Origin of the sequence: Streptomyces sp. NBC_00310 (assembly GCF_036208085.1) — a bacterium.
GTDB lineage: Bacteria > Actinomycetota > Actinomycetes > Streptomycetales > Streptomycetaceae > Streptomyces.
The window spans coordinates 10,484,101-10,505,098 of the sequence record NZ_CP130714.1; the positions used below are offsets into that span (position 1 = coordinate 10,484,101).

15 protein-coding genes and 2 pseudogenes are annotated in these 20,998 nt (G+C 70.8%); 8 read left to right on the forward strand and 9 right to left on the reverse strand.

Annotated elements, in window-relative coordinates; all coding sequences use genetic code 11:
* Positions 1-595: 595 nt before the first annotated feature.
* Positions 596-943, reverse strand: a complete 348-nt coding sequence (locus tag OG202_RS45635) for a hypothetical protein (RefSeq protein WP_326573630.1) — start codon at positions 941-943, stop codon at positions 596-598.
* A gap of 705 nt (positions 944-1,648) precedes the next feature.
* Positions 1,649-2,293, reverse strand: a complete 645-nt coding sequence (locus OG202_RS45640; protein WP_327726261.1) for a GAP family protein — start codon at positions 2,291-2,293, stop codon at positions 1,649-1,651.
* A 106-nt stretch (positions 2,294-2,399) separates the two neighbouring features.
* Between OG202_RS45640 and OG202_RS45645 the strand changes: the two genes are divergently transcribed.
* Positions 2,400-2,618 carry a hypothetical protein gene (locus OG202_RS45645; protein ID WP_326573627.1) on the forward strand — a complete coding sequence of 73 codons (219 nt, stop codon included), beginning with the start codon at positions 2,400-2,402 and terminating at the stop codon, positions 2,616-2,618.
* A 93-nt stretch (positions 2,619-2,711) separates the two neighbouring features.
* Here the strand turns inward: OG202_RS45645 and OG202_RS45650 are convergent, their stop codons facing one another.
* The 3 genes from OG202_RS45650 to OG202_RS45660 form a co-directional block, all read right to left on the reverse strand.
* Complete coding sequence (locus tag OG202_RS45650; RefSeq protein ID WP_326573626.1) at positions 2,712-2,885, reverse strand: CsbD family protein; 174 nt, start codon at positions 2,883-2,885, stop codon at positions 2,712-2,714.
* 251 nt (positions 2,886-3,136) lie between these two features.
* Positions 3,137-4,165: a LacI family DNA-binding transcriptional regulator gene (locus OG202_RS45655; protein WP_328224626.1), complete on the reverse strand. Its 1,029-nt coding sequence runs from the start codon at positions 4,163-4,165 to the stop codon at positions 3,137-3,139.
* The gene (locus tag OG202_RS45660; protein ID WP_328224627.1) at positions 4,162-6,582 is read right to left on the reverse strand and encodes a glycoside hydrolase family 2 protein; all 2,421 of its coding nucleotides are present in this window, start codon (positions 6,580-6,582) and stop codon (positions 4,162-4,164) included. Before OG202_RS45660 ends, OG202_RS45655 begins: the two co-directional genes overlap by 4 nt.
* 283 nt (positions 6,583-6,865) lie before the next feature.
* Here OG202_RS45660 and OG202_RS45665 point away from each other — a divergent pair, with 283 nt between their 5' ends.
* Entirely contained in the window at positions 6,866-8,068 is a 1,203-nt protein-coding gene (locus OG202_RS45665) for an ABC transporter substrate-binding protein (protein ID WP_328224628.1), read from the forward strand.
* Between the two features lie 44 nt (positions 8,069-8,112).
* A pseudogene (locus tag OG202_RS45670) lies at positions 8,113-8,460 on the forward strand (ABC transporter permease subunit); the annotation flags it as partial.
* A gap of 34 nt (positions 8,461-8,494) precedes the next feature.
* Here OG202_RS45670 and OG202_RS45675 read toward each other — a convergent pair.
* The 4 genes and pseudogenes from OG202_RS45675 to OG202_RS45690 all read right to left on the reverse strand — a co-directional run bounded on the left by OG202_RS45675 (position 8,495) and on the right by OG202_RS45690 (position 14,177).
* Positions 8,495-10,288 carry a glycoside hydrolase family 9 protein gene (locus tag OG202_RS45675; RefSeq protein WP_327726256.1) on the reverse strand — a complete coding sequence of 598 codons (1,794 nt, stop codon included), beginning with the start codon at positions 10,286-10,288 and terminating at the stop codon, positions 8,495-8,497.
* A gap of 329 nt (positions 10,289-10,617) precedes the next feature.
* Positions 10,618-12,912: an ABC transporter permease gene (locus OG202_RS45680; RefSeq protein ID WP_327726255.1), complete on the reverse strand. Its 2,295-nt coding sequence runs from the start codon at positions 12,910-12,912 to the stop codon at positions 10,618-10,620.
* Positions 12,913-12,915: 3 nt separating this feature from the next.
* A pseudogene (locus OG202_RS45685) lies at positions 12,916-13,569 on the reverse strand (ABC transporter ATP-binding protein); the annotation flags it as partial.
* Between the two features lie 92 nt (positions 13,570-13,661).
* Positions 13,662-14,177 (reverse strand): PadR family transcriptional regulator, encoded by a 516-nt coding sequence (locus OG202_RS45690; RefSeq protein ID WP_326573620.1) that lies wholly within the window; start codon positions 14,175-14,177, stop codon positions 13,662-13,664.
* A 124-nt stretch (positions 14,178-14,301) separates the two neighbouring features.
* On the opposite strand from OG202_RS45690, the gene OG202_RS45695 reads away from it, so the two are divergent.
* The 5 genes from OG202_RS45695 to OG202_RS45715 all read left to right on the forward strand — a co-directional run bounded on the left by OG202_RS45695 (position 14,302) and on the right by OG202_RS45715 (position 20,998).
* The gene (locus tag OG202_RS45695) at positions 14,302-15,570 is read left to right on the forward strand and encodes an ABC transporter substrate-binding protein (RefSeq protein ID WP_328224629.1); all 1,269 of its coding nucleotides are present in this window, start codon (positions 14,302-14,304) and stop codon (positions 15,568-15,570) included.
* A 161-nt stretch (positions 15,571-15,731) separates the two neighbouring features.
* Positions 15,732-17,414 carry a glycoside hydrolase family 13 protein gene (locus OG202_RS45700; RefSeq protein ID WP_327750270.1) on the forward strand — a complete coding sequence of 561 codons (1,683 nt, stop codon included), beginning with the start codon at positions 15,732-15,734 and terminating at the stop codon, positions 17,412-17,414.
* 52 nt (positions 17,415-17,466) lie between these two features.
* The gene (locus tag OG202_RS45705; RefSeq protein ID WP_326573617.1) at positions 17,467-18,795 is read left to right on the forward strand and encodes an ABC transporter substrate-binding protein; all 1,329 of its coding nucleotides are present in this window, start codon (positions 17,467-17,469) and stop codon (positions 18,793-18,795) included.
* Between the two features lie 5 nt (positions 18,796-18,800).
* A complete protein-coding gene (locus OG202_RS45710; protein WP_328224630.1) occupies positions 18,801-20,156 on the forward strand; it encodes an ABC transporter permease subunit in 1,356 nt (451 codons plus the stop codon).
* Positions 20,153-20,998 carry a carbohydrate ABC transporter permease gene (locus OG202_RS45715; RefSeq protein WP_326573615.1) on the forward strand — a complete coding sequence of 282 codons (846 nt, stop codon included), beginning with the start codon at positions 20,153-20,155 and terminating at the stop codon, positions 20,996-20,998. The genes OG202_RS45710 and OG202_RS45715 overlap by 4 nt, the downstream gene beginning before the upstream one ends.

The following is a 20,998-nucleotide window of genomic DNA, read 5'->3' on the forward strand; positions in this document are numbered from 1 at the left end:
CGGGTGCACCGCACCCCCAGGAGTGGTCGCACCCAAGGCGAAACGCGGTCGGGGCTTCATACGGTCCTGCTTCCCGGTCGGTAGGGCGGGACGTGGGCCACGGCGCGCACCGCCGCACCGCCACACCGTGCACATCAGTGAACGGGCCCGGCAGGCGCCCTCCCCCGAGTATCACCGGCCGAGCGAGCGGGCCCGCTGTGCTCCGGGCCATCGGCGGTCGCCGTGGAGGGGACAAGGCGGGTGACAACGACGGCGATGCGCGCTCCGGCTGTGCCGGACCGACTTTGACGAGCCGGCCGTCCGCAGGGATCTTGCGGGGGCGACCGGCCGTTGCATCGGGTTGACGGCGATGCAGGTGATGGCCCACCACGGGGTCAACACGTCGGTCAGTAACGGCAGTTCGCTCAGCGGATCCCGGGCGAGGGGCCAAGGTCCCGCCCGTGCGGACCGGACCGTCCCGGGACCGCCTCAGCGGCGGCCCCGGGACGGATCTCTCGCCGAGAACGCCCCGGCGTGGAAGCCGGTGTGGGAAATGCCCTCGGTACGGTCCGCACGACCCGGCGCCCCGCAGCGCCGTGGGCCCGCGTGCGGCGGCCTAGAGGTGGAGCAGCCGTTGGGTGATCTCCCGGTACTGCCTCAGCGCCTGCCGGAGTTCGTCGGACTGCGTCTCGGGGTCCCGGTCCTGCCACCCGGCGCGCAGGACACGCCGCTGTTCTGCGAGGGCGCTCACGAGCTGGGCGGTGGCCGCGTCGTAGGCGCTCTCGGCCTCTTCCAGCGCCTCGCGCGGAGTGTCGGCGAAGGTGTTGAGGGCCTGCCGGAGGCGCAAGAGGATCTTGTCCCGCTCGGCCGACGGGAGCAGCGGCTCCGGGCCCGGGGTACGGCGTCTGCCGGAGCCCGTTGTCTGGTCCGCAGGCTGCTGGGCGCGAGTCTGGTCGTACATCATCGGGTGCCGCTTCCGTCCCGCCCGAAGGCGTCCTTGGTCTTCTCGACGGCCTGTTTCAGGCTTTCGGAGCCCTGGCCGATCCTGTCCCGGCACCGCGGTCGCCTGTTGCGGGTGGCCCGGTCGAGGTCTTCGGTAGTCCTCCCCTCCAGTGTCCGTGCCCTGTTCCTGCTCGTCCGTGCAACAGCGGTGGCCGGCCTCGCCTGTGTCGGGTACGCGGGTTCCCGTGGGGGCTGGGCGAGGCGGGAATGGAGTGATCCGCCGTGTTGTCCGGAGTGCAATGGTCCCACGCCGTGCCGACAGTCAATGTCCGGCGACGGTCCGTGTCAATGTGGGGGGCACGTGATCCGGCGGTGCCTTGTTACGCAGTGTGCGCAAGTACGGCGGTGTGCGCGAGTGCGGTTGAGGACTCGGGGCTCTTCGTGTGCCGGTACCCGTGTGCGACGGCGGGCAGTGGCTGTATGTCGCGGTGACGGCGGTCATCATCTCCATGGACGCAACTGGCCGGGCCCGTCGTCTGTGGCCGGGCCCGTCGTCTGCCGCATCGTCCCGACCGAAGCTCCAAGCACGGAGGCGGCCGGGCAGGTCACTGCCCTGGAGGCCCAGCTCGATGCCGTCGGCTGACAGGGGTTCGGGTGCGGCCGGTGCGCACCCTCGTCGAGTGGAGAACTCACCCTTGTCGGGGGGCGAATACCAGGGCCGTGCGTCTCAGGCGACCAGCTCGGCGATGCTCCGCGCCGTCAGCCACAGGCCGAGGAGCAGGGCGAGCGTGACGATCAGCTGTTCCTGCTGCTGCGCGAGCCAGTTCCGCAGGGAGTTCAACCGGGCCTTCGCGACCGCGGGCGCCCAGACCACGTACATCTCCATGACGACGAGGCTGAGTGTGGCCAGTAGACAGTAGCCGGTCAGTGCCACCCAGCTGGCGGGGGTGGAGAGGTCCGCGTCGACGGCGGTCGCGGCGCCGGCGCCGACCAGTGCCCAGGGCTGGAGCAGCCATGCCAGGCCGGCTGCCGTGACCGGGGAGGCGTTGTCGATCCGGGCGGTCCAGCGTGGCGGGGCGTGTGGGCGGGGCGGTCGGCGGTATCGGTGTGCGCCGTACAGCACCAGTGCCAGGCCGATGGCGAGTTTCGCAGCGATCACGGCAGTCGAGGGCACGCTGTGACGTGCCGGGGGCTGACCGCCGGTCAGCAGCACCACACAGGCGATCACCACCATCAGGTTGGCCAGCCAGGACAACAGGAACGCCAGGCCCTGGCGAACGCCGCGCCGCGAGGAGAGCAGCAGGATGAAGGCGCTGTTGTGCAACGGCCCCAGGGTGATGGCCGTACCGATCACAACCAGGTTGAGGACCATGGGATCAGCCGCTCCTGGGTGTCAGGGCCGTCTGCCACTCGTGGATGGGCGGACCGGTCGGCAGAGTGAGGCGGTGGTGCCGCGGTGCCGCATCCCGACTTTGCAGGTGACGGCGCTGCTGGTCAAGCGGGCCACGCCTGCAGGGCGGCACCGGCTGCCCGGTGCGCTCCCGGGCTGCGCCCACGGCGCCGACAGCCAGCGGGCAGCGAGCACTGACTCCGGCGACGGCCCGCACAAGGGCGAGTGGCAGCTGCGCGGCTACCGGCTGCTGCCGCCCTTCGACCTGGCGGGGCCCGATCTTGGCCGCTGGCGTGGGCGGCGCTGACGCCCGCGGCACAGCGGACGTACGGACGTACGGCCGGGAACAGCCGACGGACCCCAGCCTCTCGGCGGGGGTCCGTCCAAGGTTCGGCGTTCGTCAGTGCCGGAAGACGTCCTTCGTCTTCTCCTTCGCCTGGCGTGCGTCACCCTTCGCCTGGCCGCCGCGGCCTTCGGCCTCCATCTTCTCGTTGCCCAGGGCGCGGCCCGCCGCCTCCTTGGCCTTGCCCTTGACCGCTTCCTTCTTCGCCTTGGCCTTCTGTTCTCGTGCCACCGTTCATCACTCCCTGACAGGTCTGACCTCGGTGTCACTACGCCAAGTAGCCTTTCGCGTGGCGCCCAAACACGCCTCGTGCACCCAGGTTGCGCCGTGCGCGTACCTGAGGCGAAGTCGTCGCGCAGGTGTCCGCCCTTCTTGGCGCGGGCGATGGGCGCGGGCTCCGTCCCTGTCCCTCGATCGGCTCGGCACCCTACGCGGTTCGCGGCCGAGGCGTGTGTTCCGGCTTCGCCCCCGACGCGGCTCCGTCAGGCAGGCGGGGGCGCCGTGGACCCCCGCGGGGTCAGGGCCGGTGTCGGCACCTGGTGGGACACCACGTCCTCCCCGGCGATCACGGCGAAGAGTGTGCGGGCGACCTCGGCGCCGAAGCCGTGGACGTCGTGGCTCATGGCCGACAGGGTGGGGTGGGTGAGCCGGCACAGCTGGGAGTCGTCCCAGGCGAGGAGCGACAGGTCCTGCGGTACCGACAAGCCCATCTCGGCGGCGACCGCCGCGCCCGCCACGGCCATGATGTCGTTGTCGTAGACGATCGCCGTCGGGCGCCGCGCGGACAACAGCAGGGCGCGGGTGGCGCGGGCACCCTCCTCACCCGCGAAACCGGTCGCGACCTGCTGACCCTCCTCCAGGCCGAGTTCGGCGACGGTGGACTCGAACGCTGTGGCACGGATGCCGCTGTGGCCGAGCGTGCGCGGTCCGCCGACGCGGGCGATCCGGTGGTGGCCGAGCGCGGCGAGGTAGCGGACGGCCTGGGCGACGGCGGTGGCGTCGTCGGTCCAGACCGAGACCAGATCCTCGGTGAGGGACGGATGTCCTACGGCGACGGCGGGCAGACCGAGGTCCTTGAGGGCCGGGACGCGCGGGTCGCCCTCGTGGAAGTCCACGAGGATGGACCCGGCGACCTGCCGTCCGCGCCACCACCTCTCCTGCAGCGCGACCTCCTCGTCGAGGTCACGGACCAGGCGCAGCAGCAGCGAGCAGGAGTGCTCGGTGAGCACACTCTCGATGCCGGAGATGAACTCCATGTAGAACGGTTCGAGCCCGAGCAGGCGGGCGGGGCGGCAGATCGCGAGGCCCACGGCGTCCACCCGCTGGTTCGACAGGCTGCGCGCGGACAGGTTCGGTTCCCAGCCCAGCTCGCGTGCGGCGGCGAAGATGCGCTCGCGCGTCGCCTCGGAGAGACCGGGCTTCTGGTTGAAGGCGAGGGAGACGGCACCCTTGGACACACCCGCACGGGCGGCGACGTCCTTGATGGTGACCCTGGCCGGTGGGGCGCTCACGACCCCTCCACGCAGAAGATCGCTTCTCGTACCCGGTCCGCCGACAGGCCGGACACGCCGCTGACCGTGATCCGGGCCTGCTCGCCGGGGAGGAGTGTCACCAGACCGCGGTCCGCCGAGGCGTCCGGACCGAGCCTGTCGGCCTGAAGCAGCAGGTCCCGTACCAAAGTGTGTGCTGTCACCACGACATCGACCCTATCCCCGCCGCCGGTGACCGGCCGCACCTCCACCTCGAAGCGCGGCGTGGGGTAGTCGGTGTCCCGGTCCCGGGCGGCGAAGTGGAAGGAGCGCAGGCCGTCCGCCTCGGCGACCAGATACTCCTTGGGGGAGTGGGGCGTGGGCAGCAGGTCGTCCGGCACGGCGAGCCGGGTCACGCTCCGAGCCCCGGCACGTGCGGTGAGCCGCGTCCGCGCCAGGGTCGTGCCGTCGGTGGTCAGGCGCCGCAGGAGCACCTCGGTGTCCCAGGCGTCCGCGGACTGGTTGGCCAGGGCCACGGCCAGGCCGTCGCCCTCCGGCTGTACGGTCACCAGGCGGTCGGCGTACACGCGGCGCAGCTCGTGGTAGAGCGGCTTGAGCCGCTCGTCCCCGTCGATCGCCGCCCACGAGCTGACCGGCCAGCAGTCGTTGAGCTGCCAGACGATCGTGCCCGCGCACACCGGCCAGTGCGACCGCCAGTGCTCGATGCCGGCGGCGACGGCGCGCGCCTGGACCACCTGGGTCAGGTAGTGCCAGCGGTCGAAGTCGCCGTCGGGCAGCGCGAAGTGGCGAGCGACGCCCCGGTTCAGCTTGCCGTTGCCGTCCTCGGCCTTCTGGTGGTGGAGCATGCCGGGGGAGCCGGGTGCCAGGTCCTCCCCGGGAAGCGCGCGGCGCAGCGTCGAGATGGCCGGGGGCGCCTGCCAGCCGAACTCCGCGACGAAGCGCGGGACGCTCGCCCGGTACTCGCCGTGGTCGAGGCGGTTCCACACCTCCCAGGAGTGGTGGGTGCCGTGCGCCGGGTCGTTGGGGTGGTGCTCCCAGGAACCGGACCAGGGGCTGCCCGCGGTGTACGGCCGGGTGGGGTCGAGTTCGGCGACGATCCGGGGGAGTACGCCGAGGTAGTAGCCCTCTCCCCAGGTGGCACCGGCGAGTTCGGACTCCCAGCCCCAGTCCCGGAAGCCCCACAGGTTCTCGTTGTTGCCGTTCCACAGCACCAGCGAGGGGTGCGGCATCAGGCGTACGACGTTCTCGCGGGCCTCCGCCTCCACCTCGCCGCGCAGCGGCGGCTCCTCCGGGTAGGCCGAGCAGGCGAACAGGAAGTCCTGCCAGACCATCAGCCCCAGCTCGTCGCAGGCGTCGTAGAAGGCCTCGCTCTCGTAGAGACCGCCGCCCCAGACACGCACGAGGTCGACGTTGGCCGCCGCGGCCTGTTCGAGGCGACGACGGTAGCGGTCGGAGGTGATGCGGGAAGGCAGCACGTCGTCGGGGATCCAGTTGACGCCCCGGGCGAAGACCCGTACGCCGTTGACGACGAAGGTGAAGCCGGTGCCGTGCTCGTCCTCCGACCGGTCCAGGCGGACGGTACGGAAGCCGATCCGACGGTGCCAGGTGTCGAGCGGCAGCGCCCCGGAATCCGCGGCGTCGGCACCCAGCAGCGTCAACTCGACGTCATACAGCGGTTGTTCGCCGTAGCCGCGCGGCCACCAGAGCGCTGGGTCGGGGACCTCCAGGACCAGGGTGGCCCGGTCACCTTCCACGACGGCGGTCGCCTCGGCCCCGGCCACCGTGGCGTGGGCCGTCAGAGCGCGGGACCTGCCGGACTCGGTGCGCTCCACCTCGACGCGCAGCTCCACGCGGCCCGCCCCGTCCGCGACCGTCACCACGGGCCGGACCCGGTCGATGCGGGCGGTCGACCAGGTTTCCAGCCGGACCGGCTTCCAGATGCCGGCGGTCACCACGGTGGGCCCCCAGTCCCAGCCGAAGCTGGAGGCCATCTTGCGGATGTACTGGGACGGCTCGGGGTAGACGTTGGGCCGCTCACCGACGAGCTCTTTGACAGCCTCGGCCTCGGTGTAGGCCGATGTGAACCGCACACTCAGTTCACCGCTCCGTCCGGTGACGTCGAAGCGGTAGGAGCGGTGCATGTTGCGGGTGCGGCCGAGGAGATCGCCGCCCACAGCGATCTCGGCCGCCGTGTCCAGCCCCTCGAAGACGAGGTCGGTGCGCTCGTGAGCGGAGGGCGGCAGGTCCAGTGGCCGGGTGTAGGTCCAGTCACGTCGGCCCGCCCATGCCACTTCGTGCTCGTTCATCCCGATGAACGGGTCGGGGATCAGCCCGGCGTCGAGCAGGTCCGTGTGGACGCATCCCGGTACCTGGGCGGGCAGCGGCGACCCGTCGTGGAGCAGGTTCCAGCCCTCGGAGAGGGGGGTGACGTCCTTCATGCGCGGCTCCCATCGAAGCGACTCGGGCCTGGCGGTGATCGGCCGAGCACAAGATAACGGGTCGCTTTGCTCGCTGTCCATGAACCGGTTTAGTTCCACATGGAGAGGTTTGATCCCCGCAAGATGCCTGTATATCTGCGGTATTGATCCGGGAGAATTACGGTGCAGGTAACGATTCTATATCGCGGGGAGATCGATAGCTATACCGGTTTAACTGTGGCTGCCATAGTGCCGTCGTTCCCACTCGCAGTCCGGAGCCGTAACCCTGAAGGGAGTTGGGCACATGGGGAAGAAGTCGCTTTCCGGCGTGCTGATCACCGCCGCGATGCTGGCCGTCGCGGGGTGCAGCGGGGGAGCCGCGACGACGGGGGAGGCCGCGAACGCTCCCGCCGATCCGGGGAAGGTCTCCGGCGAGATCAAGGTCCTCACACACCGGACCGACCTGGTGCAGAACGGCACGATGGACACGTACGCGGCGGAGTTCAACAAGGTCTACCCGAAGGTGAAGGTCACGTTCGAGGCCATCACCGACTACGAGGGCGAAGTCAAGATCCGTATGAACACGGACCAGTACGGCGACGTCCTGATGATCCCCAACGCGATAGCCAAGGACGACTACCCCAAGTTCTTCGCCTCCCTCGGCGGGGAGAAGCAACTCGCCGGGAAGTACCGGTTCATCGACAAGAGCGCGGTCGGCGGCAAGGTCTACGGCGTGGCCACGGTCGGCAACGCGAACGGGTTCGTCTACAACAAGGCCGTCTGGAAGAAGGCCGGTATCACCGACTGGCCCACCACCCCCGCCCGGTTCCTGGACGACCTCGAGGCGATCAAGGCCAGGACGGGCGCGGTGCCCTACTACACGAACTTCAAGGACGCCTGGCCGCTGACCTCGCCCTGGACGGGCATCCTCGGATCGGTCTCCTGCGACCCGCAGGCCAGCAACAAGCTCGTCTCCGCCGACCCGTGGGCCAAGGGGAGCGACCTGACCGTCGCCGACACCCTGCTGTACGACATCGTGCACGGCAAGCTCGCGGAGAAGGCCGGCACCAACCCGGACGACATCGGGTTCATGCCGTTCCCCGCCCAGGTCGACGGGAAGTTCTGCTCCGTCGTCTCGGCCGACTATGTGCAGGCCGTGAGCATCCACTCCGAACACAAGGAAGCCGCCCGCGCCTGGCTCGACTGGTTCACCGACAAGTCCGGCTTCGCGCAGAACGAGGGTTCCGTGCCGACGCTCAAGTCCAGTGCCCTGCCGGCGACGCTGAAGCCGTACACCGACGCGGGGGTGCGGCTCATCGAGGTGTCGCAGAGCGAGACGGGCACGGTCAACGCGATCGACAAGGCCGCCGAGATCGGCCTCAACACACCCGACTACCGGCAGAAGCTCGTCGACATGGCACGCGGCGCGCAGAAGGGCGACCTCGACGACTACCTGACGGACCTCGGCGAGCGGTGGAACGAGGCCGCGAAGACCGCCGGTTCGTAACCGGTGCGGCAACGGGCCGCCGCCGAGCACCGCTTGACGGCGGTATGCGGGGCATCCCGGTCTCGCGGGACGAGGCGGCGCGGCTCGGCGGAGCGGACGCCCTCACCATCTACTGGCGGATCATCCTCCCGCTGCTCAAGCCGGCCGTCGCCACCGTGGTGATCATCAAGGGGATCACGGTCTACAACGACTTCTGCATCCCCTTCCTGTACATGCCGTCGGAAGAGCCGGGGACGATCTCCACCGCGCTGTTCCGCTTCCCGGGACCCTTCGGCGCGCACTGGGAGAACATCTCCGCGGGCGCGGTCCTCGTCGTCCTGCCGACACCGGCCGTCTTCCTCTTCCTCCAGCGGTACATCTACAACGGCTTCGCCCGGGGCGCGACCAAGTGACGCACCCCGGGCGTGCGCGGGAACCGGCGCGCGCTCAGGCCGTCCGAGGCCGCTCGGCGGCGAAGGCGGCCAGCCAGGCCAGCGGGGCGTTCCAGTTGATCGCGACCTCGTTGGTCGAGTACGAGCCGATGTCGTCGATGTAGCAGGCCGCGGGCTTGCACCCACCGAGCCGCTGCTGCGCCACCGGATCCTGCAGGGCGCTGTTGGGACCGCCGGCCAGTGAGCCCGCGGGCGGGTTCGGCAGCGAGGCGTCGTACTGGCGCGCCCAGAAGCGGTGGTGCTGGTTGCGGGCGTACTGCGTGCCGTACCCGGTGACGTAGGACAGGCCGAGCGCGTTGCGGCCCAGCAGATAGTCCATCGACTCCAAGGCGCCGTCCCGGTAACGCCGTTGGCCCGTCAGTTCGTACGCCACAGCCATGACCAGCGCGTTGTCGGTGACCTGACTGTTGGAGCCCCAGACGTACGCCGACACCGGGATCGGCGCCGGATAGCCCTGGCCCGACATCGAGTCGAGGTAGCCGTCGGCTGCCGAGACGACCGAGGAGCGCAGCCGGGTGACGTCCGAGGCGGGCAGAGCGCCTGGCACCGTGGCGAGCGTGAGCCGGCCGAGCGCGGCGGTATCCGCCCAGCCGAAGCCGAAGGAGGTGAAGGCGTCGGAGGCCGTGTGCCAGGACGAGGACGTGACAGCGTCCCGGAAGGCGCCTTCCCCGGTGGCCGCGTAGAGCTCGGCAGCAGCCCAGTAGAACTCGTCGCTCACGCGACCGTCCCCGTAGGCGCCCCCGCCCGTGCCGTCCGAATCCGGCGCGATGACGCCGGGGTTCGCCTTGGCGGCGGCCCACGCCTTGCGTGCGGCGGTCAGGCAGCGTGACGCGAACCCCGCGTCGTACGGCGCGTACACGCGGGCGCACTGCGCCGCGGTCGCCGCGAGGTTGAGGGTGGCGGCCGTCGAAGGCCGGTGCAGTTCGCGGGGCTGCGCGTCCTGTTCGGGCCGGGTGGGCAGCGCGGTCCACTGGGCGTCGTGGATCTTGTGGAAGGCCATTCCGGCGTACGGCCGCCCGTCGGGAACCTGCATCCGCAACAGGAACTCCAGCTCCCAGCGCGCCTCGTCGAGCACGTCGGGCGTGTTGTTGCCCCGCTCGGGGATGCGCAGAGTGGAGTCACCGAGGGCGGCTCCGTTGCCGGCACGTGCGGCGCGGTCGTACGAGTTCACCAACAGCCATGTGGAGATGCCGCCGTTCACCACGTACTTGCCCTGGTCGCCTGCGTCGTACCAGCCGCCCCGGACGTCGAGGGTGTAGTCGCAGACACCGGCCTGGCAGGGCACGCGGGTGTCGCCCTTGTTGGGAGCGACGCCCAGATGACCGGCCGGCCGCGCGTAGGCCGATCCCACCAGGGACGCCTCGATGGGCGTTCCGCTGCGCTGGTGGTAGAAGAACGCCATCGCGTCCGAGCGCAGGGTGTTGTAGAGGTCGGCGCGGATGTCGAAGGACGGGCTGTTCTGTCCGGACACCGCGAGGACGTAACCGCTGCCCGTCCCCGTGTACGACGAGAAGTCCACGAGATGAGTGGCGTCCCCGGAGGCGGCGTCCGTCCCGCGCGGGGTGGTGGAACCGGACGCCACGGTCTGCCCGGAGGCGTTGCGCAACTGCCAGGACAGCGGCTGGGAGGCCGAGTTGACGAACGTGGCTCGCTTCGGTCCGTCCGGCAGGTAGCCGAGTCGGTTGACTCTGACGGGGGAGTCCGCGGTGATGGCGGTACGAGCTTCGGCGGAGCGGTCGGGCTCGGCCGCCCCGGTGGTGCCGGTCAGCACACCGGCGAAGGTGACCAAGGTGAGCAGGCTGACGGTCGTCGCGCGGGAACGGCGTCGGCGACACGAAGTGGGGGACTGCACGGGCGCCTCCAGTGGGGGGAAGGGCAGGGGCGGCCGCTGTACGGAATCCCCTGCGCCAAAGGCGAGGTCATGGGAGCGCTCCCATCCAGCAGGTTTGCATGGTCATGCCACAGGGTCAATGCTCCGGGCGGACTCTGCCGCCCGCGCACCCTCCCGCCTGACGCCCACGGGGCCCTACGGTGGGAGGCCTCGGCGTAAGGGCTCGACGATCCTGTCGAGAGACCTGGAATGTCGGCCGGGCCGGGCCGACACCGCTCCTGGGAGACCTACGCCACCGCGCTCAGCGTGTCCGCGAGGCGGCGGCGGGAGGCGCGGGCCGCGGGGAGAGCGGCAAGGGCCAGGGCACCCAGTACCGCCGCTGCGGCCAGCGCGGACAGAGCGGCGGGGGAGGGGACCTGGGCGATGCCGGCCCCGATGCCGTTCGACCGGCCCTGGGCGTCGATCAGCCACCGGGCGAGGGGGATGCCCAGCGCCATGGCGACCACGACCGACGCCAGGGCGGTGCAGCCGGTGGCCGTGACGGTGATCGCGGTGATCTGCCGCGGTGACAGTCCGATCGCTTTGAGCGCCAGCAGGTCCCGCTCGCCCTCGCGGACGGTGCCGCCGATGGCGGTCAGCAGTTCGACGAGTCCGATGAGCGCGAGGACGCCGAGCAGGCCGACGACGACACCGCGCAGCGGCGACAGTCCGTCCGCGGGGTTCGTCACGACGTGCACGTCCAGCTGTCCCCGGCCGGCCGAGGCGGTCAGCTCCGTGGCGACCCGCTGCGGCTCCGCGCCGGCACGCAGCCGGACCTGGTAGAGCGTCGGCCGGAGTTCGGGGTCGTTCTCCCGGAGGGTGTCGAGCGAGGTGGAGATGACGCGGCCGGAGTTCTCCGGCTCGATGCTACGGCCGACGATGTGCAGGATCTGGGGCCGGCCGCCCACGGTCATACGCACCCAGTCGCCGACCTCCACGTCCAGCAGGTCGAGCAGCCCCTGCCCGGCCACCGCCTCGTCGGGACCATGGGCGGGACGGCCCTCGGCCGGCGTGTAGGGGTACGGGTCCTTGTCGGTGCCGAGACCGCGCAGCGCGATCGTGGCCGTCTGGCCCGGCACCAGGGCCGCCACCTCGACGCCCGGATAGGCGGCGGCGACCTCGGGACTGCGCGCCAGGAGGGCTCGGGTCGCCGGGTCGCCGAGACCGGTGTCGGCGCGCACGGTGAGCGCTGCCGCGAGGCCCATCCGCTCCGGTCGGCTGTGGAAGCGGTCCATGGTCGTCCACGCGCTCATCGCCACCACGATCAGCATCAGCGGCAGCGCGAGACGGGCGATCGTGGCCAGTGCGCGAGGGCGGCGCGTGAACGCCCTGTGCCAGCCGAGGACCAGCGCGGGCGGCAGCCGCAGGCCGAGAGCCCGGCGTGCCACACCCGACAGACGTCCGCCCGCCGGCGCGGCGGTCCGTGCCACCGGAACCGGGGGCACCCGTCCCGCCCGCCAGGCCGCGAGTCCTGTGGTCGCCCCGATGAACAGCACCACGCCCACCGGCACCGCCACGAGAGCCACCGGGTGGCCCGGCAGTCCCTGCCACATGCCGACCGCGTCCCCGAGGCGCCCGGGCATCCGGGGGCCCAGCGCCTGGGTGAGCGCCACCGCGGCCACGGCGCCCAGCAGCGCGTAGGCGAGGTGCTGGACCAGGAAGACGCGCACCACCTGGCCCGGTGTGAAACCGATCGCCTTCAGGATCGAGATGTCGCGGAGATGGCCTCGCACGCGGGTGCCGATGGCCCCGTGCACGGCGAGTCCGGCGGCGACCAGCGCGCCGAGCCCGAACAACCCCAGCACCAGACCGAGCAGCCGGTCCTCGCCCTCGGCCTCGGCCCGCGCCTGCTGCCAGGCGGAGACCTCACTGACGGCGCCGGCACCCAGCATGGTGACGGCACGCTGAACGGTGTAGTCGGTGTCCGAGGGGTCCGTCAGACGCAGCCCGATCACCTGGCCGCCGTCGGAGCCGGTGCGGGGCAGGGCGGACGGCGGCGCCCAGACGAGCCCCGGTCGCTCCCCCTTGCTGTAGCGCGGCTCGGCGCTGTCGGCGACGCCCAGGACCGTCAGCGTGCCGGTGCCGCCGGGCAGCGTGAGTACGTCCCCGGGCTCGGCCAGCAGTGCCCGGGCGAGAGTGCTCTCCAGCACCACACCGTCCGGCCTCCCGGGATCCAGCCAGCGGCCGGAGGCGAGCAACGGGCGGCCGACCACGGGCCGTTCGGACGTGCCGCGCAGCTCGACGGAGGCGCGGGCGCCGCGGGAGGTGACCGTAGTGGACGCCGTGGGGTAGGGGCCCGCGACGGACTCGACGCCGCCCAGACCGGCGAGCCCGGACGTCTCGGCGGAGGGAGCGGTGTGAAGCCACACGTGTGCGCCCCGGGACTGTGTGAAGACACGTTGCCAGGGGTTCGTCGCATACCCGAAGAGCGCCGTCGCCAGCAGCAGGGAGGTGACGATGCCGACCGTGGCGAGGACCAGGAACAGCGCCTCGCCCCGATGGGTCCGCAGGTCCGAGTGCGCCCAGCGCAACGTGGCTCGCATCGGTCAGTCCTTCAGCTCCAGCACGGCGGGAACCCCCGCGCCGGGCGACGGCGTGCCGTCCAGTTCGACGTCGTCGGCTATCCGGCCGTCGAAGAAGCTGATCACCCGGTCCGCCGCACTCGCCAGTCGTGCGTCATGAGTGACCAGAACGATCGTCTGACCACGTCCGTGGAAACGGGACAGCAACCGCATCACCTCACGGGTGCCCTTGCTGTCCAGGCTGCCCGCGGGCTCGTCGGCCAGCAGCAGCGGAGGACGGTTGACCAGGGCCCGGGCCAGCGCGACCCGCTGCTGCTCGCCGCCGGACAGCTCACCCGGCATGCTCCGCTCCTTGCCCGCCAGACCCAGCTCGGCCAGCAGCTCCTCACGCTCGGCGCGCGCCCGCTTGGCGGAGACCCCGGCCAGCAGCGCGGGCAGCTCCACGTTGTCGGCGACCGACAGGTTGGAGACGAGGTTGAAGAACTGGAAGACGATGCCGATACGGCGGCGACGCTCCACGGCCCACCGCGCCTCGCTGTAGGCGTCCGTGCGCTCGCCGTCCAGCCAGATGCTGCCGCCGTCCGGTCGCTGCAGTCCGCCGAGCAGATGCAGCAGCGTCGACTTGCCCGCGCCGGACGGGCCGGTGACGGCCACGAACTCGCCGGGCCGCACCCGCAGGTCCACACCGCGCACGGCACGGGCGGGCGCACCCTGTCCGTAGTGGGTCTTGACGAGGCCCTCGGCCCGCAGCACAGGAGTGGGGGCGTCGCTCACTTCGGCTCCTCCAGTTCCTCCTGGCAGCGCTCCAGCCAGTCCAGGTCGGCCTGGAGGTGCAGCATGGCGCCCTCGATCAGCAGCCGGGAGATGCGGTTGTCCCGGTTCTCGGCCGTGGAGAGCTTCGACAGGTTGCGCATGGTGTTCAGGTAGTGGCGCCGTTGTCTGTTGATCAGGGCGATTCTGTCGGCGAGACCGGTCTGCTCGGCGAGCGCGAGCTTCATGAAGAACTCGTCCCGCACCCGCGGCTCGTCCGCCGTCTCCTCGTACCAGGCGCGCAGCGCCTCCCGCCCGGCATCGGTGAGGTGGTAGATCTTCTTGTTCGGCCGGCTCGCCTGCTCGACCTCCTCCCCCTCGATCAGTCCCGACTTCTCGAGGCGGCCGAGGGTCACGTAGATCTGGCCGACGTTCGGCTGAGGGTACGCGGCACCCAGTAGTTGCTCAAGGTCCTGCTTGAGCTCGTAGCCGTGGGCCGGGCCGCGCGCCAGCAAGGCCAGGAGGGGCAGGCGCACTCGAGCTGTCCTCCTCGCAGCCTCGTATTGTGTTCCAGGCCCTAGTATCGCCCATACCTAACAGGTATACATGGCCTCTGACTCCGGGCGAAGGTGCCCGGCGCCGGTGTACAGGGAGGAACCTATGCGGTGGATACGCGCCGCCGGTAGGGGCCTCCTCGTCCTCGCGGTCGTTCTGGCCGGTTATGGCGCGTCCGGGGCACAGGCCACCGGCGGACCCGAGGGCCGCGGGCCGCTGACCCTCGCCACCGCGGGCGACCTCACCGGCTACCTCGGCCCGCTCCTCGAGGGCTGGAACCGCGCTCACCCCGGTGAGAAGGTCACCCTCGTCGAACTGCCGGACTCCGCCGACGAGACCCGCGCCCAGATGATCACCGACCTGCGTGCGGGCGAACGCGGCCGCTTCGACGTCCTCAACATCGACGTCACCTGGACCTCGGAGTTCGCCGCCGCCGACTGGATCCGCCCGCTGCCCCGCAACCGCTTTCCCCTGAGCAGCTTCCTCCAGCCGGTCGTGGACACCGCGACGTACGACGGACAGCTGTACGCCGTCCCGTACGTCACCAACGCCGGCCTGCTCTTCTATCGCAAGGACATCCTTGCCAAGGAGGGCGTCCCACCGCCCCGCACCTGGGCCGAGCTGGAGCGTTACGCGAAGACCATCGCGCCCAGGCACGGCCTCGACGGCTACGCGGGCCAGTTCCTGCCCTACGAGGGCCTCACCGTCAACGCGGCCGAGGCCGTGTACTCGGCGGGCGGCACGATCCTCGGCGACGAGGGCCAACGCGTCACCGTCGGCTCGGCGGCGCGCGAGGGCATCGGGTTCCTCGCCCGCGGTGCACGCGACGGCTGGATCCCCAAGGAGGCTCTGGAGTACAAGGAGGAGGAGTCCAGGCAGGCCTTCCAGGACGGCCGGCTGCTCTTCCTGCGCAACTGGCCCTACGCGTACGTCGGCGCCTCCGCCAAGGGCTCCGCGGTCGCCGGGAAGATCGGCGCCGCACCGCTGCCGGGTCCGGACGGGCCCGGAACCAGCGTGCTCGGCGGCTCCAACCTGGCCGTCAACGCGCACGCCGAACACCCCGACACCGCCGCACGCCTGATCTCGTATCTCACGGGCGAGCGCGTCCAGCGCCAGGTCCTCACCCGGGGTGCGCTGCCTCCCGTGCGCGCGGATCTGTACCAGGACCCGGAACTGGTGCGGGAGTTCCCGTACCTGCCGACTCTGCGCGCGAGCGTCCTCAAGGCCGCACCGCGCCCGAAGAGCCCGCGCTACGACCAGGTCAGCATGGTGGTGCAGGCGGTGGTCCACGACGCGATGGCCGGGCACTCGACGCCGGAGGCGGCGGTGCGTCGGCTGGCGCGGGAGCTGGCCGACATCTCTCGCCGCGGCTGACGTCCTCCTGGTTGGCACGACTTCTCCTACTTACATGTTAGGTAACGCCCGCGTATCGACTCGCGTCTCTCTGGGATGAAAAATCCGTTTATAACATCCCTGTTGGCGGATTCCCTCTGTCCTCTTCGTTGACACCTCCGTGAAACGTCTACCTAACATGCATGCATAACAGTCAGCTCGCACAGACAGGCCAACGGGTGAGCTCCAAGCACATCGACACACATCGCTGGTGGCGTGACGCGGTGATCTACCAGGTGTACGTCCGCAGCTTTCTGGACAGCACCGGTGACGGCGTCGGCGATCTCGCCGGAGTCCGGGCCGGACTGCCGTACCTGAAGAAGCTGGGCGTCGACGGGATCTGGCTGAGTCCGTTCTTCCCCTCCCCGCAGCACGACCACGGCTACGACGTCGCCGACTACCGCGACGTCGACCCGCTCTTCGGCGACCTCGCCGAGTTCGACCTGCTGATGTCGGCCGCCCGTCGGCTGGGCGTCAAGGTGCTGCTCGACATCGTTCCCAACCACTGCTCCAGCGAGCACCCCTGGTTCCGCGAGGCGCTGGCCTCCGCGCCGGGGAGCGCGGCACGGGCCCGCTTCCACTTCGCCGACGGGCGGGGACCGGACGGGGCCGAGCCGCCCAACAACTGGCACGCCATGTTCGGCGGCTCCGCCTGGTCCCGCGTCACGGACGCGGACGGCCGTCCGGGCCAGTGGTACCTGCACATGTTCACGCCCGAGCAGCCCGACTGGAACTGGCGCGACCCCGAGGTCGGCGCGTACTTCGACCGTGTCCTGCGCTTCTGGCTCGACCGGGGTGTGGACGGCTTCCGTATCGATGTCGCCGCCGGCCTGTTCAAGCATCCCGAGCTGCCCGACTCGCCGGACCCCGAGATCGACGCCCGTACCCGCGACTCGGTCAACCCGCTCGCCTGGAACCAGCCCGAGGTGCACGAGGTGTGGCGGCACTGGCGGGCGGTGTGCGAGGAGTACACGGCACACGACGGCCGCGAGCGGCTCCTGGTCGGTGAGGTCTCGGTCCCGACGGCACGCGACCACGCCAAGTACGTACGCCCCGACGAACTGCACCAGGCCTTCTTCTTCGACCTGTTGAGCGCCTCCTGGGACGCCGACGCCTTCCGCAAGGTCATCTCCGAGGCCATGCAGGACATCGCGGGAACGGGCTCCACCGTCACCTGGGTCCTCAACAACCACGACCAGGTCCGCACGGTCACCCGCTATGGCGAGCCCGCCGTCGAGGGCAGCGGCCTCGGCGCCGCCCGCGCCCGCGCCGCCGCCCTGCTCATGCTGGCGCTGCCCGGGGCCGCGTACATCTACCAGGGCGAGGAGCTGGGCCTGCCCGAGGTCGTCGACCTGCCCGACGACGTGCTCACCGACCCGATCTTCCGCCGCACCGGCAGCCGCGCCCGCATCCGCGACGGCTGCCGGGTACCGCTGCCGTGGTCCGGGCACGCCTCGCCGTTCGGCTTCACCTCCGGCGTCGAGGGCGCCAAACCCTGGCTGCCGCAGCCCGAGTACTTCGCCGAGTACGCCACCGACCGCGCGCTCGCCGACACCCGCTCCTTCTGGCACCTGTACCGCGACGGCCTCCAGCTGCGGGCCGCGCTGCCCCAGCTCGGCGAGGGCACGCTGCGCTGGCTGGACACCCAGCCCGGTGTCCTCGGCTTCGTCCGCGGCGACGGCCTGGTCTGCGCCGTCAACTTCGGTACGGCGCCCGCCCCGGCGCCCGTCTCCGGCACCCCCTTGCTGTCCAGCGGCCCCTGCCCGGCCGGGGTGCTCCCCGGCTCCACGGCCGCCTGGTGGATCGGCGACGACACCGATTCCTGAGACCCCACACCGCTCCACCCCGTCAATCACCCTCCCCGAAGGGACATCAACGATGATGCGACGACGTACCCCCCTGCTCACGAGCTGCACCGCCCTCGCCCTGGCGCTCGGCGCGACCGCCTGCGGTGGCGGTGGCCCCGTCGCCGCGGGCGGCGGCGACAAGGCGCTCAGCGGTCAGACCGTCTCCGTGGCCGGCGTCTGGTCCGGCAGCGAGCAGAAGAACTTCCAGAAGGTGCTGGAGGCCTTCACCGAGAAGACCGGCGCCAAGACCCAGTTCGTGTCCACCGGCGACAACGTCTCCACCGTCGTCGGCAGCAAGATCGAGGGCGGCAACGCCCCCGACGTGGTGATGGTCCCGCAGGTCGGCGTGCTCCAGCAGTTCGCCGGGAACGGGTGGCTCAAGCCGCTGTCCCCCGCCACCCGGAAGTCCGTCGACGCCAACTACGCGAGCGTGTGGAAGGACTACGGCAGCGTCGACGGCACCCTCTACGGCCTGTACTTCAAGGCCGCCCACAAGTCGACCGTCTGGTACAGCCCCGACGCCCTCGACCAGGCCGGCGTCGAGCCGCCGAAGACGTACGACGAGATGCTGAAGGCCGGGCGGACCGTCTCCGACTCGGGCCTCGCCGCCTTCTCCGTCGCGGGCCAGGACGGCTGGACGCTCACCGACTGGTTCGAGAACGTCTACCTCTCCCAGGCCGGCCCCGAGAAGTACGACGCCCTCGCCGCCCACAAGCTGAAGTGGACCGACCAGAGCGTGGTCGACGCGCTCACCACGCTCGGCGAGCTCTTCAAGGACAAGCAGCTCCTGGCGGGCGGACAGAACGGCGCCCTCAACACCGACTTCCCGGGCTCCGTCGAGAAGGTCTTCGGGCCCAAGCCCGAGGCAGGCATGGTCTACGAGGGCGACTTCGTCGCCGGTGTGGCCAAGGACCAGTTCGGCCGGAAGATCGGCGAGGACGCGAACTTCTTCCCGTTCCCGCCCGTCGGCGGTGGCGCGGCACCCGTGGTCAGCGGCGGCGACGCGGCCGTCGTCCTCAAGGACGGCAAGAACACCAAGGCGGGCATGGCCCTCCTGGAGTACCTGGCGACCCCGGAGGCCGCCGCGGTGTGGGCGGAGACGGGCGGCTTCCTGTCCCCGAACAAGGAGCTCGACCCCGCCACCTACGGAGACGACGTCACCCGGACGACCGCCAAGTCCCTCATAGCCGCCGGGGACTCCGTCCGCTTCGACATGTCCGACCAGGCCCCGGCCGCGTTCGGCGGCACCAAGGGCGCGGGCGAGTGGAAGATCCTCCAGGACTTCCTGCGCGACCCGTCCGACCCGAAGGGGACCGCGGCACAGCTGGAGACCGCCGCGGCCAAGGCCTACAAGGGCTGACCGCGATGACCGCCACGCTCACGAAGGCGGGCGGTCCTCCCGCCGCCGCAAGCGCCGCTCACCAGCGGCGCGCCCGGCGGCGGGGGAGGACCATCGCCCTGCTCTTCGTCCTCCCCGCGCTGCTCCTGCTCGGCGCCCTCGTCCTCTACCCGGTGCTCTTCTCGGTCGGCCGCAGCTTCTTCGACGCCTCCGGGACACGGTTCGTGGGCGGTGACAACTACTCCGAGATGTTCCGCGACCCCGCCACCCTCAAGGCCGTCCGCAACACCACCATCTGGGTCGTCGTGGCCCCCGCCCTGCTCACGGGGCTGGGACTCGTCCTCGCCGTGCTCGTCGAGAAGATCCGGTGGGCCACCGCGTTCAAGCTGCTGCTCTTCATGCCGATGGCCGTCTCCTTCCTGGCCGCCGGCATCATCTTCCGGCTCGCCTACGACGAGGACCCCGACAAGGGCGTCCTCAACGCGGCGGCGGTCGGCATCCACGACGCCTTCCAGGGCACCTCCTCGTACCCGACGGCCCGCGCCCGTGACGGCCAGGGCCTCACCGCCGGCGACAACGGCTCGTACCGTACGAGCACACCCGTGTCACCGGGCGACACGGTCTCCCTCGGCCTGGTGGGCGTCGCGCCCAAGAACCTCAAGGGCGCGGAACCCGCCCTCGGGCCGGCCGCCCGCAAGGCAGCCCCCGACGAACTGCGCGGGGTCGTCTACCTGGACTTCACGCCCGGTGGCGGAGGGAAGCAGGGCGCGGTCGACCGCCGGGAGAGCGGCCTGCCGGAGATGAAGGTCGAGGCGGTGCGCGACGGGAAGACGGTCGCGAGCACCACCACAGCGGCCGACGGCTCCTTCCGCTTCCCGGGCCTGGAGGCCGGCTCGTACACCGTCACGCTTCCCGGCTCGAACTTCGCGCCGCCCTACGACGGCGTCTCCTGGCTCGGCCCGACGCTCGTCACCCCGGCGATCATCGGCGCCTACCTGTGGATCTGGACCGGCTTCGCGATGGTGCTGATCGGCGCGGGCCTGTCGACGCTGCCGCGCGACACCCTGGAGGCGGCGCGCATGGACGGCGCCAACGAGTGGCAGGTGTTCCGCCGGATCACCGTGCCCCTGCTGGCCCCCGTACTGACCGTGGTCTTCGTGACCCTCGTCATCAACGTGATGAAGGTCTTCGACCTCGTCTACATCATCGCGCCAGGCCCCGTGCAGGAGGACGCCACCGTGCTGGCCACCCAGATGTGGCTGGTGTCCTTCGGCGGCGGCAACGACCAGGGACTCGGCAGCGCCCTCGGCGTACTGCTCCTGCTGCTCGTCGTCCCCGCCATGGTCTTCAACGTCCGCCGCTTCCGAGGGAGTCAGCGATGAACGTCAACGCGCTCAGGCGGGCGCTCGGCAGCGGTCTCGTCCAGGCCTTCCTCGTACTCGTCGGGCTGATCTGGCTCACCCCGCTCGCCGGACTGCTCCTGTCGTCCCTGCGGTCCACCGAGGACACGGCCACCGGCGGCTGGTGGACGGCCCTCACCAGTCCCGGCCAGCTGTCCTTCGACAACTACACGGCGCTGCTGGGGAACGCCGGCATCACCCAGGCGTTCTGGAACACCGTGCTGATCTCGGTGCCCACGACCGTGCTCGTCGTCGTCATCGCCGCGCTCGCCGGATACGCCTTCGCCTGGCTGGACTTCCCCGGCCGTGACCCGCTCTTCCTGCTTGTGGTCGCCCTGTTGGTGGTGCCGGTGCAGATCGGCCTGTTGCCGGTGGCCAAACTCTTCGGCCAGCTGGGGCTGTTCGGCACGATCCCGGGCGTCGTCCTCTTCCATGTCTCGTACGGACTGCCGTTCGCGATCTTCCTGCTGCGGAACTACTTCGCGGAGATACCGAGGGAGATGCTGGAGGCGGCCCGCATGGACGGGGGCGGCGAGTGGCGCATCTTCACACGGCTCGTCCTGCCGGTCGGGCGGCCCGCCATCGCGAGCCTCGCCATCTTCCAGTTCCTGTGGGTGTGGAACGACATGCTGGTGGCGCTGCTGTTCGCCGACAGCTCGGCACAGCCCCTCACGGTGGAACTGCAGTCGCAGATACGGCAGTTCGGCAGCAACATCGACGTACTGGCGCCGGGTGCGTTCCTGTCGCTGATCGTGCCGGTGGTCGTGTTCTTCGCGTTCCAGCGGCACTTCGTGCAGGGGGTCATGGCGGGATCCGTGAAGTAG

Excerpts from the sequence above, each read along its gene's own strand:
- OG202_RS45660 (WP_328224627.1), bottom strand. The coding sequence starts at position 6,582 with ATGAAGGACGTCACCCCCCTCTCCGAGGGCTGGAACCTGCTCCACGAC.
- OG202_RS45705 (WP_326573617.1), top strand. The coding sequence starts at position 17,467 with ATGATGCGACGACGTACCCCCCTGCTCACGAGCTGCACCGCCCTCGCC.
- OG202_RS45665 (WP_328224628.1), top strand. The coding sequence starts at position 6,866 with ATGGGGAAGAAGTCGCTTTCCGGCGTGCTGATCACCGCCGCGATGCTG.
- OG202_RS45640 (WP_327726261.1), bottom strand. The coding sequence starts at position 2,293 with ATGGTCCTCAACCTGGTTGTGATCGGTACGGCCATCACCCTGGGGCCG.
- OG202_RS45680 (WP_327726255.1), bottom strand. The coding sequence starts at position 12,912 with ATGCGAGCCACGTTGCGCTGGGCGCACTCGGACCTGCGGACCCATCGG.
- OG202_RS45695 (WP_328224629.1), top strand. The coding sequence starts at position 14,302 with ATGCGGTGGATACGCGCCGCCGGTAGGGGCCTCCTCGTCCTCGCGGTC.
- OG202_RS45700 (WP_327750270.1), top strand. The coding sequence starts at position 15,732 with ATGCATAACAGTCAGCTCGCACAGACAGGCCAACGGGTGAGCTCCAAG.
- OG202_RS45715 (WP_326573615.1), top strand. The coding sequence starts at position 20,153 with ATGAACGTCAACGCGCTCAGGCGGGCGCTCGGCAGCGGTCTCGTCCAG.
- OG202_RS45635 (WP_326573630.1), bottom strand. The coding sequence starts at position 943 with ATGATGTACGACCAGACTCGCGCCCAGCAGCCTGCGGACCAGACAACG.
- OG202_RS45710 (WP_328224630.1), top strand. The coding sequence starts at position 18,801 with ATGACCGCCACGCTCACGAAGGCGGGCGGTCCTCCCGCCGCCGCAAGC.